The organism is Acidovorax temperans, from assembly GCF_028596105.1.
Classification (GTDB): Bacteria; Pseudomonadota; Gammaproteobacteria; order Burkholderiales; family Burkholderiaceae_C; genus Acidovorax; species Acidovorax temperans.
Genome location: NZ_CP117193.1, coordinates 3,523,259 through 3,541,386, shown reverse-complemented (window position 1 = coordinate 3,541,386; position 18,128 = coordinate 3,523,259). Strand labels below are relative to the sequence as shown.

At 57.6% G+C, this 18,128-nt stretch carries 16 protein-coding genes, 1 tRNA gene and 1 pseudogene; 10 read left to right on the top strand and 8 right to left on the bottom strand.

Going from position 1 to position 18,128, the window contains the following annotated elements; genetic code table 11:
- The first annotated feature begins 39 nt into the window (after positions 1–39).
- From PQV96_RS16560 to PQV96_RS16550, 3 genes are all read left to right on the top strand, one after another.
- A complete protein-coding gene (locus PQV96_RS16560; protein ID WP_044400199.1) occupies positions 40–651 on the top strand; it encodes a glutathione S-transferase N-terminal domain-containing protein in 612 nt (203 codons plus the stop codon).
- Between the two features lie 41 nt (positions 652–692).
- A complete protein-coding gene (locus PQV96_RS16555; protein WP_273623619.1) occupies positions 693–1,202 on the top strand; it encodes a ClpXP protease specificity-enhancing factor in 510 nt (169 codons plus the stop codon).
- Positions 1,203–1,248: 46 nt separating this feature from the next.
- Positions 1,249–1,324 (top strand) — tRNA-Thr (locus tag PQV96_RS16550).
- A gap of 34 nt (positions 1,325–1,358) precedes the next feature.
- Here PQV96_RS16550 and PQV96_RS16545 read toward each other — a convergent pair.
- A complete protein-coding gene (locus PQV96_RS16545; RefSeq protein WP_273623618.1) occupies positions 1,359–1,667 on the bottom strand; it encodes a hypothetical protein in 309 nt (102 codons plus the stop codon).
- A 32-nt stretch (positions 1,668–1,699) separates the two neighbouring features.
- Here PQV96_RS16545 and PQV96_RS16540 point away from each other — a divergent pair, with 32 nt between their 5' ends.
- The 5 genes from PQV96_RS16540 to mutT all read left to right on the top strand — a co-directional run bounded on the left by PQV96_RS16540 (position 1,700) and on the right by mutT (position 8,274).
- The gene (locus PQV96_RS16540) at positions 1,700–2,683 is read left to right on the top strand and encodes a M23 family metallopeptidase (protein ID WP_273623616.1); all 984 of its coding nucleotides are present in this window, start codon (positions 1,700–1,702) and stop codon (positions 2,681–2,683) included.
- 129 nt (positions 2,684–2,812) lie between these two features.
- Complete coding sequence (gene secA / locus PQV96_RS16535) at positions 2,813–5,572, top strand: preprotein translocase subunit SecA (protein ID WP_273623615.1); 2,760 nt, start codon at positions 2,813–2,815, stop codon at positions 5,570–5,572.
- Between the two features lie 97 nt (positions 5,573–5,669).
- On the top strand, positions 5,670–6,899 hold the full coding sequence (argJ, locus tag PQV96_RS16530) for a bifunctional glutamate N-acetyltransferase/amino-acid acetyltransferase ArgJ (RefSeq protein WP_207374141.1): 1,230 nt from the start codon (positions 5,670–5,672) through the stop codon (positions 6,897–6,899).
- A gap of 55 nt (positions 6,900–6,954) precedes the next feature.
- Positions 6,955–7,821, top strand: coding sequence for an ATP-binding protein (locus PQV96_RS16525; protein ID WP_207374140.1), 867 nt, complete (start codon positions 6,955–6,957; stop codon positions 7,819–7,821).
- A gap of 45 nt (positions 7,822–7,866) precedes the next feature.
- On the top strand, positions 7,867–8,274 hold the full coding sequence (gene mutT / locus PQV96_RS16520) for an 8-oxo-dGTP diphosphatase MutT (protein ID WP_207374139.1): 408 nt from the start codon (positions 7,867–7,869) through the stop codon (positions 8,272–8,274).
- 63 nt (positions 8,275–8,337) lie between these two features.
- Here the strand turns inward: mutT and PQV96_RS16515 are convergent, their stop codons facing one another.
- From PQV96_RS16515 to PQV96_RS16495, 5 genes are all read right to left on the bottom strand, one after another.
- Positions 8,338–8,571, bottom strand: coding sequence for a DNA gyrase inhibitor YacG (locus PQV96_RS16515; RefSeq protein WP_207374138.1), 234 nt, complete (start codon positions 8,569–8,571; stop codon positions 8,338–8,340).
- A 42-nt stretch (positions 8,572–8,613) separates the two neighbouring features.
- Positions 8,614–9,369 (bottom strand): cell division protein ZapD, encoded by a 756-nt coding sequence (gene zapD / locus PQV96_RS16510; RefSeq protein ID WP_066783621.1) that lies wholly within the window; start codon positions 9,367–9,369, stop codon positions 8,614–8,616.
- 89 nt (positions 9,370–9,458) lie between these two features.
- Positions 9,459–10,073: a dephospho-CoA kinase gene (gene coaE / locus PQV96_RS16505; RefSeq protein ID WP_207374137.1), complete on the bottom strand. Its 615-nt coding sequence runs from the start codon at positions 10,071–10,073 to the stop codon at positions 9,459–9,461.
- A complete protein-coding gene (locus PQV96_RS16500) occupies positions 10,074–10,958 on the bottom strand; it encodes a prepilin peptidase (RefSeq protein ID WP_273623614.1) in 885 nt (294 codons plus the stop codon).
- Positions 10,958–12,175, bottom strand: coding sequence for a type II secretion system F family protein (locus tag PQV96_RS16495; RefSeq protein ID WP_273623613.1), 1,218 nt, complete (start codon positions 12,173–12,175; stop codon positions 10,958–10,960). The genes PQV96_RS16500 and PQV96_RS16495 overlap by 1 nt, the downstream gene beginning before the upstream one ends.
- 75 nt (positions 12,176–12,250) lie before the next feature.
- On the opposite strand from PQV96_RS16495, the gene PQV96_RS16490 reads away from it, so the two are divergent.
- On the top strand, positions 12,251–13,201 hold the full coding sequence (locus tag PQV96_RS16490) for an IS30 family transposase (protein ID WP_031635932.1): 951 nt from the start codon (positions 12,251–12,253) through the stop codon (positions 13,199–13,201).
- Positions 13,202–13,266: 65 nt separating this feature from the next.
- Here the strand turns inward: PQV96_RS16490 and pilB are convergent, their stop codons facing one another.
- Together pilB and PQV96_RS16480 are read right to left on the bottom strand one after the other, a co-directional pair.
- The gene (gene pilB, locus PQV96_RS16485; RefSeq protein ID WP_273623611.1) at positions 13,267–15,000 is read right to left on the bottom strand and encodes a type IV-A pilus assembly ATPase PilB; all 1,734 of its coding nucleotides are present in this window, start codon (positions 14,998–15,000) and stop codon (positions 13,267–13,269) included.
- A gap of 384 nt (positions 15,001–15,384) precedes the next feature.
- Positions 15,385–16,501, bottom strand: a pseudogene (locus tag PQV96_RS16480) (IS5 family transposase).
- A gap of 218 nt (positions 16,502–16,719) precedes the next feature.
- Between PQV96_RS16480 and PQV96_RS16475 the strand changes: the two are divergent.
- Complete coding sequence (locus PQV96_RS16475; RefSeq protein ID WP_207375710.1) at positions 16,720–18,048, top strand: IS4 family transposase; 1,329 nt, start codon at positions 16,720–16,722, stop codon at positions 18,046–18,048.
- Positions 18,049–18,128 lie beyond the last annotated feature (80 nt).

Genomic DNA, 18,128 nt, shown 5'->3' with positions numbered 1-18,128 from the left:
GGTGCTTCCCACTCTTTTGATTTTTAGGAGCCTCCCACCATGATGGTGCTTTATTCGGGAACAACTTGTCCCTTTTCCCACCGCTGCCGTTTTGTCCTGTTTGAAAAGGGCATGGATTTTGAAATCCGCGATGTGGATCTGTATAACAAGCCGGAAGACATCAGCGTCATGAACCCTTATGGGCAGGTGCCTATTCTGGTGGAGCGTGATCTGATTCTGTATGAGTCGAACATCATCAACGAATACATTGATGAGCGCTTTCCTCATCCCCAGTTGATGCCTGGCGACCCGGTTGATCGCGCGCGCGTGCGTCTGTTCTTGCTGAATTTCGAGAAAGAGCTGTTCGTTCATGTGAACACGCTGGAGTCTCGCGCCACCAAGGGTAACGAAAAGGCGCTGGAGAAAGCCCGGGCCCATATCCGTGATCGCCTGACCCAGCTCGCGCCTGTGTTCCTCAAGAACAAGTACATGCTGGGCGACAATTTCTCCATGCTGGATGTGGCCATTGCTCCGCTGCTGTGGCGCCTCGACTACTACGGTATTGAATTGAGCAAGAACGCTGCACCTTTGCTCAAGTATGCAGAGCGCATCTTCTCGCGTCCCGCCTACATCGAAGCATTGACTCCCTCCGAAAAGGTCATGCGCAAGTAAGTGCGAAGCCTTTGCTAACCCGCTGAACTGCTGGACACCCCATGAACGCTCAGGAATCGACCTCCACACGACCGTACTTGATTCGTGCTCTGTACGAGTGGTGCACTGACAATGGTTTCACGCCTTATGTCGTGGTGCGTGTGGATGATTCAGTGCAGGTGCCTCGCGAGTTTGTTCACGATGGTGAGATCGTGTTGAACATCAGTTTTGACGCAACCAGCTCGCTGCAGCTGGGTAATGATTTCATCGAATTCAAAGCCCGGTTTGGTGGCAAGCCACGCGATATCCTGGTTCCTGTCGGGCGTGTGATTGCCATCTATGCGCGTGAAAATGGACAAGGCATGGCTTTTCCCCCACCTGTGGACAGTTTGGTGGCGGCCCCTTCTTCCTCGGCTGTGTTGACTCCCGTAGCCGATGTTGTCGAGTCGGGTGCTTCTGCTGAAGATCGCGTTGTTCAGTTGGTTCCTGCCGTTGATGTGGGGGATGATGAACCGCCTAAACCAACCCCTGGGCCTCCTAGTGGGCGTCCCTCACTCAAACGGGTGAAATAAGCATTTTTTGTTGAGGCTCGTTTTTTCGGTATAAAATGCGGGCTTCGCCGGTTTAGCTCAGTTGGTAGAGCACCCGCCTTGTAAGCGGTAGGTCGTCAGTTCGATTCCGACAACCGGCACCATATTTCTTTTCCTTTTTCTCTTCATTTCGTCAGTTCAACGCAAGTTCGTTTGAACTTTCAGGCGAATGGAGTTAACCTCCCACCCCTTGGTTCGCAAATGAGCCTGCAGTGCAGGAAGTATTTGCCGCAGCTTGGCCGCTGCTGAGTTGCTTTTGACCAGAAGGCACCAGGTAGCACCTTCGATAGGCCCTGCCCGTACGGTGTCGCGCAGGCCCGCTGGAAGCAGCGGCTCAATAGCCTTCAGCCTTTCGCTAGAGTCTTTGGTCAGTGCGGTCAGCATGGCCAGCGTGGGTGATTCTGCGCTGGCTTGCTGCAGTGTGATGGCATAGTGGCGGCGGTTCATGGGTGGTGCCTCTATGGCAGGGAGATGATTTTGTGCATTTGATTATCACGGACGCTCGCGGAGCCCGCACCCGCTCCTTGCACCTGTCGGGTGCTCGGCTGGCTCTGGTGGGTTGCGTGCTCGCGCTCGGATTCTTGCTGGTTGCTGCGTCGCTCTATCACTGGGTTTTTGTGAAGGGGGCGCGGGAGGGGTGGCCCGTGTTTGGCGCGCTGGTCAAACTGGTTGCCAAAGACGAGTTCGATGAACGCGACAAGTTCATGCGCGCCAACCTTGATGCCATGGCAAGGCGCGTGGGCGAGATGCAGGCCCGTATGGTTCAGCTGGAATCCCTGGGCGAGCGCGTCATGGGCTTGGCAGGCTTGCCCGCATCAGAGGTTCCCAAGGCCGATGGTCGTGGCGGTGCGCTGGTCGGGGCGCGGAATTTGTCGCTCGAAGAGTTGCAAGCCACCCTGGATGATCTTGAGAGAGTGGCTGGCCAGCAATCTGACTGGATGACGGTGGCTGAATCCCGGCTATTCGATCAGCACATCCGCAAGAAAATGGTGCCCACGCATGCCCCGGTAACCGGGCGCACGGCCGGATCTGCTTTTGGGTGGCGGCTGGATCCATTCACCGGCCAGTCGGCTCTGCATACAGGGCTTGATTTTCAGGCGGATACCGGCACTCCCATTCTGGCTGCTGCTGGTGGGGTGGTGATTGCTCAAGAGTTTCACCCGGCCTATGGGAACATGATCGAGTTGGATCATGGCAACCAGCTGGTGACACGCTATGCCCATGCGTCCCGCACCCTGGTAAAGCAGGGTGATCTGGTCAAGCGTGGGGAGAAAATCGCTGAGGTAGGTAGCACCGGTCGTTCTACGGGACCCCATCTGCATTTTGAAGTGCTCGTTCAAGGGGTATTTCAGGATCCTCAAAAATTCCTCAATGTCGCATCTGGCAAGGCTGCAGATACCGTCGCGGCGATCTCCAGAACCCCCCTGGTAGCCCAGCAAAACGCGCCTCCTGCAGGCAGCTAAAATCCATCGTCCTGGGCTCCCCGCGGAATGCTTGCATTTATCCGCGAAGAGCCCACCTGCATTCAATTCTTACTAGGGATTTCGGTCGTTCGACTGCGCTGTTGAAGTGTGTCGAGCGGACCTGTTCGCATGGCAACCAATTTCCTCACCAAAATTTTCGGCAGCCGAAATGACCGGCTTCTCAAGCAATACCGCAAAGTGGTGGCTCGCATCAACGGCATGGAGCCTGAATATGAGAAGCTTTCGGACGACGCGTTGCGCGCCAAAACCCAGGAGTTCAAGGATCGTGTAGCCAAGGGCGAGTCTCTTGACTCCATCCTCCCGGAAGCCTTCGCTGTGGTGCGTGAGGGTTCCAAGCGCATCATGAAGATGCGCCACTTCGATGTGCAGATGCTCGGGGGCATGGCGCTGCACCATGGCAAGATTTCGGAAATGCGCACGGGTGAGGGCAAAACCCTGACCGCTACGCTGCCGGTATACCTGAATGCGCTGTCTGGCAAGGGCGTGCATGTGGTCACCGTGAACGACTACCTTGCCAATCGTGATGCCCAGTGGATGGGCCGCCTGTATAACTTCCTTGGCTTGACGGTGGGTATCAACCTGCCCAACATGCCGCGCGAAGAAAAGCAGGCTGCGTATCGCGCTGACATCACCTACGGCACCAACAACGAATACGGCTTCGATTACCTGCGTGACAACATGGTCTACGAAGCCCGTGACCGTGTGCAGCAAGGGCTGAATTACGCCATTGTGGACGAGGTGGACTCTATCCTGATCGATGAGGCACGTACGCCGCTGATCATCAGTGGTCAGGCAGAAGACCACACGGCAATTTACATTGCCATGAACAAGGTGGTTCCGCTGCTGGTACGCCAGGAAGGGGAAGCCGATCCTCGCACGGGCGAAGGGGTCATCAAGCCCGGAGACTTCACTGTTGATGAGAAGGCGCACCAAGTCTTCCTGACCGAGCAAGGGCACGAGTCTGCAGAGCGTATTCTGGCCAGCCATGGCCTGATCGCCGAGGGTGCTTCGGTTTACGACCCGGCCAACATCACTTTGATGCACCACCTGTACGCAGCCCTGCGTGCCCACCACCTTTATCACCGCGATCAGCACTACGTTGTGCAGAACGGCGAAATCGTGATCGTGGACGAATTCACCGGCCGCCTCATGTCGGGCCGTCGCTGGAGCGATGGCTTGCACCAGGCAGTAGAGGCCAAGGAAGGTGTGAACATCCAGGCTGAAAACCAGACCCTGGCTTCTATCACATTCCAGAACTACTTCCGCTTGTACAACAAGCTGGCTGGCATGACGGGCACGGCCGATACCGAAGCGTATGAGTTCCAGGAAATCTACGGCCTCGAAACCGTGGTCATCCCACCCAACCGGCCCAGCAAGCGAGACGACCAGCTCGACCGCGTCTACAAGACCACGCGCGAGAAGTATGAAGCCGCGATCAAGGATATTCGCGAGTGCCACGAGCGCGGCCAGCCCGTGCTGGTGGGCACCACGTCGATCGAGAACTCCGAAATCATCGACCAGCTGCTGAACAAGGAGGGCCTGCCGCACCAGGTGCTCAATGCCAAGCAGCACGCGCGCGAGGCCGATATCGTGGCCCAGGCGGGTCGCGAGGGCATGATCACCATTGCCACCAACATGGCTGGGCGTGGTACCGACATCGTGCTGGGTGGCAACATCGAGAAGGATGTGGCAGCCATCGAAGCCGACGAGTCCCTGTCCGAATCCGAGCGTGCCGCCAAGGTGGCAGCGCTGCGCGAACAGTGGAAGGCTGACCACGAGAAGATCAAGGCACTGGGCGGTCTGCGCATCATTGCGACGGAGCGCCATGAGTCTCGCCGTATCGACAACCAGTTGCGTGGCCGTTCCGGCCGCCAGGGTGACCCAGGCTCTTCACGTTTCTACCTGAGCCTGGACGACTCGCTGATGCGCATTTTCGCGGGCGACCGCGTCAAGGCCATCATGGACCGCCTGAAGATGCCCGATGGCGAAGCCATCGAAGCGGGCATCGTGACGCGCAGCATCGAATCTGCCCAGCGCAAGGTCGAGGCCCGCAATTTCGACATCCGCAAGCAACTGCTGGAATACGACGACGTAGCCAATGACCAGCGCAAGGTGATCTACCAGCAGCGCAACGACATCCTCGATTCGTCGGATTTGACGGACGTGATAGCCGCGATGCGCGAGGACTGCATGACAGACCTGGTGCGCCAGTATGTGCCTGCCGAGTCAGTGGAAGAGCAGTGGGACCTGGCTTCGCTGGAGAAAATCCTCAACGACGAATGGCAGGTTCCCGTGCAGTTGCAGGCATGGGTGAGCCAGTCCGAGTCCATCACCGACGAGGAAATTCTGGAGCATGTTGTCAAGCTGGCGCATGCCGCTTTTGAAGCCAAGGTGGCACAAGTGGGGCGTGAGAACTTCACGCAGTTCGAGCGTGCAGTGCTGCTGCAAAGCTTTGACTCTAACTGGCGTGACCACCTGAGCGCACTGGACTATCTGCGCCAGGGCATCCATCTGCGTGGCTACGCCCAGAAGCAGCCCAAGCAGGAATACAAGCGCGAAGCGTTTGAGCTGTTCCGTCAGTTGATCGATCACGTCAAGAACGAAGTCACCAAGATCTTGATGACGGTGCAAGTGCAGTCCTCTGCCCAGCTGGATGAGGCGGCACAGCAGCTGGAGGCCCGCGCTGAGCACATCACCAACGTGACCTACACCGCACCCACCGAAACTGGCGAGGCCGAAACCACTTCTGGCAACGCCGGTGGCGGTATCGACACCGCAGCCTTTGAAGGCATGCGCGTGGGGCGCAATGATCCCTGCCCTTGCGGCAGTGGCAAAAAATACAAGCAGTGCCACGGCAAGCTGGCCTGATGGCTGCTTAGTTTCCAACACGGGCTGCGGCCCGTGTTTTCATTTGTACCCTCGTCTTTGCGCATAATCGTTCGCAGTTTTCTTGAAAGAGCACTCTATGCCTGTAAATCTTCTGGCCCCTGTGGCGGCTGACCTGCATCCCATCGCAGGTGTTCGTATTGGTGTGACCGAAGCGGGCGTCCGCAAGGCCAATCGCAAGGACCTCACAGTGTTTTTGCTGGACGAAGGGGCCAGCGTGGCTGGCGTCTTCACGCAAAACCGCTTTTGCGCAGCGCCGGTGCAAGTGAGCCGCGAGCATCTGGCCGCAGGCAAAGGTGTGCGCGCCATGGTCATCAACACTGGCAACGCCAACGCCGGCACGGGGGCCGATGGCTTGGCGCGTGCGCGCTCTACCTGCCAGGCCCTGGCGGGCTTGCTGAACGTGGCGCCCGAGCAGGTGTTGCCTTTCTCCACCGGCGTGATCATGGAATCCCTGCCCACGGACCGCATCGAAGCCGGTCTGCCCGCCGCGGTGGCTGATGCGCAGGCTGACCACTGGGCGCGTGCGGCCGAAGGCATCATGACCACGGACACCCTGCCCAAGGCGTTCAGCGCCCAGGCCCAGGTCGGTGGTGCCACCGTGTCCATCACAGGCATCAGCAAGGGCGCAGGCATGATCCGCCCCAACATGGCTACGATGCTCGGCTTTTTGGCAACGGATGCTTGCGTGGGTGCATCGGTTGTGCAGCAACTGGCACGCCATCTGGCAGACCGTTCTTTCAACCGCGTGACGATCGATGGCGACACCTCTACCAACGATTCTTTCGTGGTGGTGGCGACCAATAAGGCAGCCCACGCCCCCATCACTTCGCTGGACAGCACCGAAGGGCAGGCCCTGCTGGCAGCCATGCTGGACGTGGCGCAAAAGCTGGCCCAGGCCATCGTGCGCGACGGCGAGGGGGCAACCAAGTTCATCACCGTGCGCGTGGAAGGCGGCAAGACTGGTGAAGAGTGCCGCCAGGTGGCCTATGCCATCGCCCACTCGCCCCTGGTGAAGACAGCCTTCTACGCCAGCGACCCAAACCTGGGTCGCATTCTGGCGGCGGTGGGCTATGCCGGCATTGCCGACCTGGACCAGACCCGTATCGATCTGTACCTGGACGATGTGCATGTGGCCGTGAGCGGTGGGCGCAATCCTGCCTACCGCGAGGAGGATGGCCAGCGTGTGATGAAGCAAAGCGAGATCACCGTGCGCGTGGTGCTGGGCCGTGGTGATGCCTCGGACACCGTGTGGACCTGCGACTTCAGCCACGACTACGTGACGATCAACGCCGACTACCGGTCTTGATTTGCTATTGAATTTATAGCTGCTTGCGCTTGATGGTAAAGCGCTGGATGCCAAAATGAATGAAAAATTTGAACGCTTGATGGAGCGGGCCGAGCAGCTCATCGCCCGTATCGAATCGGTGCTGCCCCAGCCCTTGGGTGCGCCCGATTGGTCGCAGGCCATTGCCTGGCGCTACCGCAAGCGCAGCAGCGGCCACGGCACGCTGGAGCCTGTGCGCCATGTGGCGTCCATGCAGTTGGCTGATCTGAAAGAGATCGATGCCCAGAAGGAGAAGATCGAGCGCAACACCCTGCAGTTTGTGCAAGGCAAAACCGCCAACAATGTGCTGTTGACGGGCGCCCGTGGCACGGGCAAGTCCTCCCTCATCAAGGCCTGCCTGAATGCCTACGCGGGCCAGGGCCTGCGCCTGATTGAAGTGGACAAAGCCGATTTGACGGACCTGCCGGATATCGTCGATGTTGTATCCGACCGTCCTGAGAAGTTCATCATCTTTTGCGATGACCTGAGTTTTGAAGATGGCGAGCCGGGCTACAAGGCACTCAAGTCCATTCTGGACGGTTCGGTGGCTGCAGCCACCCCCAACGTGCTGATCTATGCCACCAGTAACCGGCGCCACCTCTTGCCCGAATACATGTCGGAAAACCGCACCTACACCCACACGGACGATGGCGAAGTGCACCCGGGCGAGGTGGTGGAAGAGAAGATTTCGCTGTCGGAACGCTTTGGACTGTGGGTGAGCTTCTACCCCTTCAGCCAGGATGAATACCTGACCATCGTGGCCCAGTGGCTTGCATCCCTTGGTGTGCCCGCATCGGCGATTGAAGCGGCACGACCCGAGGCCCTGGTGTGGGCGCTGGAGCGCGGCTCGCGCAGCGGGCGCGTGGCCTACCAGTTCGCACGCGACTATGCGGGGCGGCTATGAGGCTTGGTTGCGTTAGGGGGCACTTCCCACGTGGAGGGCTCTGCCATGGCTGAACCCCGCAAGCACACCGAGGTCGCCGTCGGCATCCTGTTGCGTGAAGATGGCGCCATGCTGCTGTCCACCCGCCCACCGGGCAAGCCGTACGCAGGGTACTGGGAATTTCCGGGAGGCAAGCTGGAAGCGGGTGAGACCGTGGAGCAGGCGCTGCGCCGTGAACTGGAAGAGGAGCTGGGCATCACCATCGCTGCTGCCAGCGTCTGGAAGGTGACCGAGCACGACTACCCGCATGCCCTGGTGCGCTTGCACTGGTGCAAGGTTCGGGAATGGAGCGGTCAGTTTGAAATGCGCGAAGGCCAATCCATGGCCTGGCAGACGTTTCCCCTCACCGTGGAGCCCGTACTGCCAGGGGCCTACCCTGTTCTCGATTGGCTGGAGCAGGAGCAGCTTGCTTGATTTGCTCCTGATTTTGTAGCTGCTGGCGCTTGATAGATAAGCGCTAGAGCCATATTTAATGCATCACTGCTCTAGGCGCGGGTCACCATACTGGGCATCTGCAGGAGGCGCTTCTGCCGGCATGCGAAAGTCCTCACTGGCCCAGGCGCCCAAATCGATTTGCTTGCAGCGCTCGCTGCAAAATGGCCGGTAGCGGTTGGCAGGGCTGTAAACGCTGTCTCCACCGCAGGTCGGGCACACCACGGTGCGGGCCGCTCCTTGGCCTGATGGTTCGCTAGGGGTGTTGCTGGATGCCATGTTGGAATTCTTCAAGAAGCTTGCGCGGCGGAAAGCCTGTAATCAAGCGCACAGCGTCAGTTCAAACGCAGCGTCGTCGGTGCAAGCGTGCAGCCGCCCGTCCGCCTCTTGTTTCATCAGGCGCACGGAGACAATCAGGCGGTTGCCGCTGATTTCAGGGATCAGTCCGCAATAGGGATCGATGCGCAGCCGCAGCAGTTGAAACGTGCGGCCAGCCGGCAGGTTTTGCTGGAACTGACCCCGTTCGGCCGCCACTTTTTGTGGCACGCCAGAGTCGCGCAGGAGTTTGAGCAGCACATAGATCGATTCGGCCAGCGGGGCCAGCGTCGAGGCCCAGCCTTGAAGAGCCTCTTGCCGGTAAGCGGCGTCCTTGTGTTGCCAGGCGTAGTACGCGGGCAGGTCAAACCCGCAAGTACCGCCGGGAATGCCTACGCGGCTGCGAATGCTCATCAGCCAGTCGTTTTCGGTGAGCGCATGGCCCGCCTTTCCTGATTGGCTGTTCAGCGCAGCAAAGCAACGATCCAGCTGCGCAATCACCGCATCCAGGGCAGCCTCGGAAATGGATGGATTGCCGCGGTAACCATCCAGCTGGTGCTTGTGCTTTTCGATGTCCTTGAGAACATCCGATTTCAGATCGGCTCTGGCCGCCACATCCATGATTTCAAACATGGTGACCAGCGCGTAATGGTGGTCCAGGGGATGGGCCCTGGGAATCAACTCTCCAAGCCGCCGGAACAATTGCTCCAGGCGGAGGTATGTCCTGAGTCGTTCGTTGAAAGGGTATTCGTAAAGGATCACGCTGGCAGGTTCCTGGGCGCAGTGGGTTGGGCCTGGCGCCGAAGGCTTGAAAACGCCGACCGGCAGGTGCTTTTATGCATTGAGGAACATCATAGCCCCAACCGGGTGGCTACTTGTTTCGCCATCTTGTGAAGATCGGCCAGCGTGCAATTATCACCATTGTGAACCACGATATCGGCCGATGCGCGCCGAATGTTGCGTGGCGATTGGGCGGCCAAAATCGCCTCGACAGTGCTCTGGCTCAGACCACTTCGGCTCATCACGCGCTGAATCTGCACAGCGGGTGGGCAATCGATCACGATCACCGCATCCAGCCGCTGCACCCAACGGCCCGACTCCACCAGCAACGGAACGTCAAACACAATGACCCGCGTTCCCGCATCTTCTGCCGCCTGTGCTTGCTGGCTGCTGTGCAAGGACACCAGGGGGTGAACGATGGCTTCCAACGCCATTCGCGCTTCAGGTGTCGAGTACGCCAACTCTCGCATCCTCCCTCGGTCAAGCGCCCCCGTATCGTCCACGAACTCAGGTCCAAAGCGCTGAACAATCGCTGCGATGGCCGCGCCCCCGGGCCCGGTGACTTGTCTGGCGATTTGATCGGAATCCACGAGGGCTGCGCCGCGCTTCTGGAGCAACGCTCCAAAAGTGGACTTGCCGCTACCGATGCCCCCGGTGAGGCCAATTCTTGACGCTCGCCCGTGCATTTACAGCCCAAACGTCCGCAACACCGTATCCATCATCACCTTGGGGCTAGCGATCATTGCGGTCAGCCCAGCACCTACCAGGAACGGCCCGAAAGGAATGTAGCCCCCCTCGCGCAAGCTGCTGAAAACTTTGAGTCCAATACCGACAATCGCCCCAATCACTGAGGACATCAGGATGATCGGGACCAAGGCTTCCCAGCCAAACCAGGCGCCCAAGGCGGCAAATAGTTTGAAATCGCCGTACCCCATCCCCTCCTTGCCCGTGGCCAGCTTGAAGCCCCAATAGACAAGCCACAAGGACAGGTAGCCAGCCACAGCTCCCATCACGGACGAGAACAAAGGCACCTGAATCCACTGCAATGCGGCAGCCACCACCCCCGCCCACAAGAGTGGCAAGGTCAAATCATCAGGCAGCAGCGTGGTGTCCCAATCAATGAAAGCAAGCGCAATCAAAACCGCTGAAAAACCACACCACGCCAATCCTGTGGGGGTGGGGCCCCAGCGATGCACGCAAAAAAAGAAAAGTGCTCCGGTCAAAAGTTCCACCAGCGGATACCGCGCACTGATCCGCGTCGCGCAACCTGAACACTTACCGCGTAGAAACAGGTAACTGATGACAGGGATGTTTTCGTACCAAGCGACCTGATGCCCGCATGCCGGACACGCTGACCGAGGAACCATGAGATTGAAGGGCGCTTCCGCGGGGGACGGCTCTTCTATCTTTGATGGTGTGTTCTCTTTTTCTGCCTGATAAGCGGTAATTTCCGCCGCCCATTGACGTTCCATCATCTTGGGCAATCGGTAAATCACCACATTCAGAAAACTACCAATAAGCAATCCCAGCAAACCCGCCAACCCAGCGGCTGGCAACACAGCGAAATCCATTAAACCACCTGACCCAATTTGAAAATGGGGAGATACATGGAGACTACGATTCCGCCAATCAAAGAGCCGAGAAAAACAATAATGATGGGTTCCATCAGGCTGGAGAGGCCTGCAACCATCTCGTCAACTTCCGCTTCGTAAAAATCAGCAGCCTTCCCCAGCATATGATCAATGGATCCGGACTCTTCACCGATAGCACACATTTGAATGACCATCGACGGAAATATCTTCGCGTTGTCCATAGCTACGGTGAGGCTGGTGCCTGTAGATACTTCCTGTTGAATTTTTTCTGTCGCAGTTGCGTAGACGGAGTTGCCTGAAGCTCCTCCTACCGAATCCAGTGCTTCGACTAGTGGAACGCCCGCTGCAAACATGGTCGCCAATGTACGTGTCCATCGTGCAACACAAGATTTATCGATCAGTGCACCAAAAATAGGCATTTTCAACAAGAATCGATCCATGAATTTCTGCATTTTTTCATTTCTTTTCCATGCTTGAAAGAAAAAATAAAATCCACCGCCAATTACTGAAAAAATGAGCCACCACCATTTTACGAAAACTTCGCTGATTCCCATCACGAAAAGTGTGGGTGCGGGTAGGTCGGCTCCAAAAGAGGTAAATACCTCTTTGAATGCTGGAATAACAAATATCATGATCACTGTTACGACTACAAAAGCAACAATGATGACGGAAGCTGGATACATAAGAGCCGATTTGATTTTCGATTTAATCGCCTCCGTTTTCTCCATATAGGTGGCCAGACGATCAAGTAATGCTTCTAAAATACCTGCGGCCTCTCCCGCCTCTACTAGATTACAATAGAGACTATCAAAATACATGGGGTGCTTGCGAAACGCTGCGTTCAAAGATGTTCCTGTTTCAACATCCGAGCGAATGTCATTAAGAAGCTTTGTAACGCTTGCGTTTGTATTTCCTCGACCAACGATGTCAAAAGACTGAAGCAAGGGAACCCCAGCTTTCATCATTGTTGCCAGCTGTCGAGTGAAAAGCGCTATGTCTTTGGGCTTGATCTTTTTCCCAGAGCGGGTGCGCCGCTTCTTTATTTTTGTGGGGAAAACCCCTTGACGGCGAAGCGTCGCTTGGACTTGATTTTCCCCTACAGCACGGATTTCTCCGCGCACCACTTTACCTGCACGATCTTTTCCCTCCCATTCAAAGACAAATTCCTTGGCGGATTCAAGTACGAAGCGCAACAAAGATGAACCCGGTGACGGGTGGCTGAGGATGCCAAGGCATCATGGCCGCTCAAACCGCCAAGTCCAAGTTGCCCGATGTACAAGCACCTCAGCCGAGAAGAACGATACCAAATCCACAGTCTCTTGAAAGCCAATCACACCATCAGCGAGATTGCCCGCCTGCTGGGTCGAAGCCGCAGCACCATCAGCCGCGAATTGAACCGCGGTCGTGGTCAGCGCGGGTACCGCGCTGAGCAGGCGTGCCGCAAGGCAGCCCAACGAGCGCAGCGCAGCCGCAACGCCCGACGCGTGAGTGCTCAGGTCTGGGGCGATGTAGTGTTCTACCTTGGACTGCAATGGAGTCCTGAGCAGATTGCCCAGAAGGTTGCAGTCAGCCACGAGAGCGTGTACCTGCGTGTCTATGCGGACAAGGCCGCTGGTGGCAAGCTGCACCAGAACCTGCGCAGTCAAAAACCTCGGCGCAAACGCTATCTACACGGCCGCGACAGACGCGGGCAAATCCCCAACAGACGCCCGATCAGCGAGCGGCCAGGCCATATTGAAGAGCGCAAGCAGGTAGGCCACTGGGAGGGCGACACCGTCATTGGCGCAGCACACAAGCAGGCCATCGTGACTTTGGTAGAGCGCAAGAGCGGCTATGCCGTTTTGGCCAAGGTCAGCAACAAGACCGCTGATCTGGTGGGCCAAGCCATTGAGGACAAACTGGGGCCCTTGGCTGCGCGGGTGAAGACGTTGACGGTGGACAACGGAAAGGAGTTTGCCAACCACCAGGCCATCGATCAGGCCTTGGGCATCCAGACCTACTTTGCCGATCCGTATTGCAGCTGGCAGCGCGGAAGCAACGAGAACTTCAATGGGCTGCTGCGCCAGTACATCCCAAAGAAGCGGCGCATGGAAACCGTGACGGATGAAGAGCTGGCTATGATCCAAAACAGATTGAATCACAGACCTCGAAAGCGGCTCGGATTCAAGACACCCCACGAGGTGTTTCACGCCTCGTTAAACCGTGTTGCACCTCGTACTTGAATCCGCCCTTGATGTCTCTCGATGCTGCCGTGGCCATAGATTGTTCCCTGTGTATCTAAATTTTCTTATTCGTTAGTCACGGCAAGCACTTCTTCGAGGGAAGTGAGCCCAAGCCGAGCCTTGTGCAAGCCGGACTCTCGCAAGGAGCGCACCCCCTCGTTCCGGGCTTGTTCTGCGATTTCGAGTGCGCTGCCATCACGCAGAATAATGCGCTGAATTTCCTCGGAAATTGGCATGACTTGGTAGATCCCCACACGCCCTTTGTAACCATTATTGCAGGCTGAGCATCCGACAGCTCTGTATGTCAGCCAGGATCCATCCAAATCCTCTTCGCGGTATCCTGCTTCCAAAAGTGTCTCGTGAGGAATATCAGCAGGAGCTTTGCAGCTTGGGCATAAGCGTCGCGCCAGGCGCTGAGCTGTGATCAGAATCACACTGGATGCGATATTAAATGGGGCAATACCCATGTTCCGCATGCGTGTCAGTGTGGTTGGGGCATCATTGGTGTGGAGTGTAGATAGAACCAAGTGACCCGTTTGTGCCGCTTTGATGGAAATATCAGCTGTCTCAAGGTCTCGAATTTCCCCCACCATGATGATGTCGGGATCTTGGCGTAAAAATGATTTCAGTGCGACGGCAAACGTAAGTCCGGCCTTTTCGTTGACATTAACTTGGTTAACGCCAGGTAGATTGATTTCGGAAGGGTCTTCCGCGGTGGCAATATTTACGCCTGGTTTGTTTAATAGATTTAGACAGGTATACAACGATACGGTTTTTCCTGAGCCTGTAGGGCCCGTTACAAGAATCATGCCATATGGCCGACCAATTGCGTGTAATAGTCGCTCTTTCTCTTCTGGTTCATATCCCAGAGCATCAATGCCAAGCTTTGCGCTACTCGGATCAAGAATGCGGATTACTATTTTTTCACCAAACAAAGTCGGCAGCGTACTCACTCGAAAGTCAATAACCCGATCTGGACCTACCTTGAGCTTCATTCGTCCATCTTGCGGGACTCGCTTTTCTGAAATATCCATTCTGGATATCACTTTAATGCGTGAAGCTAGCTTGTCTTTAATTGCGATAGGAGGAGATGAAATTTCTTTCAGCTCGCCGTCAATGCGAAAACGCACTCGGTATTGATGTTCGTATGGTTCAAAATGCAAATCAGATGCCCGCATATTAAAAGCATCCAAAAGCATCTTATGAAGAAACTTAACAACGGGAGCATCTTCAACCTCGTTGGCTCCTGAATCTATAGCCTCAGGAGTTTCCTCTGCAACTGATTCGTCAAATTCAAAATCGCCACTGGTCAGGCTTTCCATGGACTCGGAAGCGGACTTGGTTGTAGCCTCCACTAGGCGATTCAGTTTGTCATATTCCGCGATAATCCAATCCACGCCCATCTGGGTGGTGAACTTGATTTTTTCTGCTGCCTCTTGGTCTGTGGGGTCCGCCGTCGCAACAATCAAGCGGTTGCTACGTTTGCTCAGTACTACGACTTTGTAGGCTTGGCAGATCTTGGCATCCAATAAATCTTTCGGTAATCGCAGCGGGTCAATAGCTTCCAAATCAAGTAGTGGTGCTCCAAAAACTGCAGAAACCGTATGTGCCAAGTCAGCTGCCGACACCACCCCCGACCCCGTCAGTTCGGCGATAAAGCTTGTTCGGCTAATTTGTGACTTTTGGTAAATTTCCTCCGCTGCTTTCTGCGTAAGCTTGCCCGTAGACATTAAAGCCCTTCCTAGGCCGGGAAGAGCGATTGCAGAAGCGTCTTTGGGGGCAATATCAGCGGTAGCCATTTAGCCGTTAGTACGTTATGGGACAGCAGGGCATCCTATCATCGCCCATCCCCTCTGCGCTGTACAGCCCGTAAGGAGGGTGGCACAGTCGCAACGTCGCCCTGCATCACTTTTCGATTGACCCGATGTCTCGTGTTCTACGGGTAACAGCTCGGCATATTGTGCGCATGCAAACTCAAGTGCTGCGCCAGTAATTCAAACGTCTGAAGGGTTGTCTCGATGCTGATAACTTCGACTTAGCAGGCTGCTGAAATACTCCCCTCGCCCACGAGCATCTTCCTCGACCCTTGCGCATTTCTCGCGTCAGCTTTCCGTATCTTGAAACTGAGTGCTCCAGATTGGCCTTTGTTGCCCTCTCCAGCACGTTTTCTCGCCCTTTTTCCCTCACACCCGCCCCTGCAGACGGATTTGCCCCAGGCTGCGCAACCGCGTGAGGTTGTAGCCCGCCATCGTCAGCACAAACATCTGGTCAAATCTGGTCAACCTTCTTGATCCCGCGCACCAGCACCTGGCGCATGTGACCCACCGTCTTGGCCCAGCCAAAGCCTTGTTCGATCAGCTTTCTCTTTTGCTGGGAGATGACGTAGCCTTCGCTGCCCGCGATCCTGTCAGGCACCGCCGATTGACGCCCTGATTTGTTCTGCGCCACATGGGGCAGCACGTTCATCTCTTGCAGCGCGTCGATGAACTCCCTGGCGTCGTAACCCTTGTCTGCGCCCAGCGTGATCGTGATGGGGTCATCGCCGGGCAGTGCCTGTCGCGCATCGTTGATCATGGCCTTGGCCGCTTCGCGCTCTGCATATCCGTCGGCCTGTGTGACCACGGCGCTGACCACCAGCCCGTGGCGGTTGTCGGTGAGTGTGTGGCCCATGAAGCGCAACTCGCTGGCCGTCCTGCCTTTTCGGTACAGCCTTGCGTCCCCGTCCGTGGTGGATTCATGGGTGTCGTTGCTGCGCTTTTGGTCTTTGAAGTTGCCCGCGTCGGTATCGTCGTCGCCCTGGCGGTCTTTGCGCACAAAGCTCTTGTGGCCCGCCCAGGCCTGGATCAGAGTGCCGTCCACGCTGAAGTGCTCGCCCGAGAGCAGTTCCCGCTCCTGGGCTTGTTGCACGATCTGATTGAAGAACTCGATGACCGCATCGTGCTCGATCAGGCGTTCGCGGTTCTTGCTGAAGACGGTGGGCACCCAAACGGCATCGTCCATGGCCAGGCCAATGAACCAGCGAAACAGAAGGTTGTACTGGGTCTGCTCCATGAGTTGGCGCTCCGAGCGCACGCTGTAGAGCACCTGGATGAGCATGGCGCGCAGCAGCTTCTCGGGGGCAATGCTGGGGCGCCCGCCCTTGATGTCGGCCGCATACATCTGGGCAAACAGCCCATCCATGTTTGCCAGGGCCTTGTTGACCATCACGCGAATCACGCGCAGAGGGTGGTCGGCGGGCACGAAGTCATCGAGGTGGCGCATGGTGAACAGGCTCTCGGTGAAGGTGTCGGCTCCGCGCATGTCTTGCACTTCTATCTTGCCGGTGGTGTGCCTTGATTGTCCTGGCAAGGCGGCAGCTGGGCAGTGACGTTGGGGTGTATTTCAGCAGCCTGTTAGAGCCATCCCTTTCAAGGTGTTGTCCCTGCTCCCGCAGCAGTAACCTTCGCCCCACAGAGGGAGAACTGCGGATGTGGAAAGAAGTCTTGGAGAGGTTTGAGAGCCATGCGCCGGTGAGCGTGATGACCCGGGTGGCGTTGGAGCATGCCTTGCCGGCGTGCTGGGTGGATGAAGTGTTCCAGACCAGCCGCCAACGCCAATATCCACGCGAGTTGCTGTTCTCCAGCGTGGTGGAGCTGATGATGCTGGTGAGCCTGGGGCTGCGCCCCTCGCTGCACGCGGCGGCCAAGAAGATGGCGCAGTTGCCCGTCACGCTGGCGGCGCTGTACGACAAGGTCAAGCGCACAGAGCCCCAGGTGCTGCGGGCACTGGTGCAAGGCAGCGCGGCGCGCCTGCAGCCGGTGGTTGCTGCGGTAGGCAGCCAGCCCAGCCTACAGGGCTGGCAACTGCGCATTCTCGATGGCAACCATTTGCCAGCCAGTGACAAACGCCTGGCGCCACTGCGCTCGCACCGGGGAGCGGCCATGCCGGGCCACACGCTGGTGGTCTACGACCCCGACAGCGCCCTGGTCACGGACATCCTGGCCTGCGAGGACGCGCACGAGAGCGAGCGCGTAGGCGCGGCCACCTTGCTGCAGCAGGCCCAGCAGGGCCAGGTGTGGATTGCCGACCGCCACTTCTGCACCCGCACCCTGCTGCAGGGCTGGCAACAGCGCCAAGCGGGCTTTATCGTGCGTGAGCACGCCAGGCACCCGAAGTTGGACAATACCGGCCCCTGGAGCGAAGCCGTGCCAACAGAGACAGGGCAGGTGCGTGAGCAAGCCATTGAGCTGGCGGCCACCCAGGAGACGGTGCTCGCCCCGCCGTCCTGGCGCCGCATCGAGATCCAGTTGCAGGCGCCCACCGAAGCGGGTGACCAAAGCATTGCCTTGTGGAGCAACCTGCCGGCGAGCATCGACGCGGCCACCATTGCGCAGTTGTACCGCAAGCGCTGGCGCATCGAGGGCTTGTTCGGACGGCTCGAATCGGTGCTGCACAGCGAGATCCGGACCTTGGGCCACCCGCGTGCGGCGCTGTTGGGGTTTGCTGCAGCAGTGCTGGCGTTCAACGTGTTGGCGCTACTCAAGCGCTGCGTGGAGCGGGCGCACTGCGAGCGAGCGCCTGGTCTGGATGTCTCGACCTATCACCTGGGCGTGCATGTGGCCAGCGACTACCAGGGCATGCTCATCGCGCTGCCATCTGAGGTGTGGCAATCGTGGTGCGAGGCGTCAGGCGGGGAGGTTGCGCAGCATCTGCTGCGCCTGGCAAGGACGGTCAACCCGCGCAGTGTTGCCACGGCCAAGCGCGGCCCCAAGAAGGGAAAGCCTGGGGGATACGTGGCTGGCGCTGTGGCTCGCAAGCAGCTGTCCACCGCTCGTGTCCTCAAACAGGCTGCGGGGACAAGACCTTGAAAGGGATGGCTCTTAGTACTGAAAGCCATGCGCAGTTAAGGTTGTGTCTAGGTGTCGCATCCCGGACGATTGCATAGACT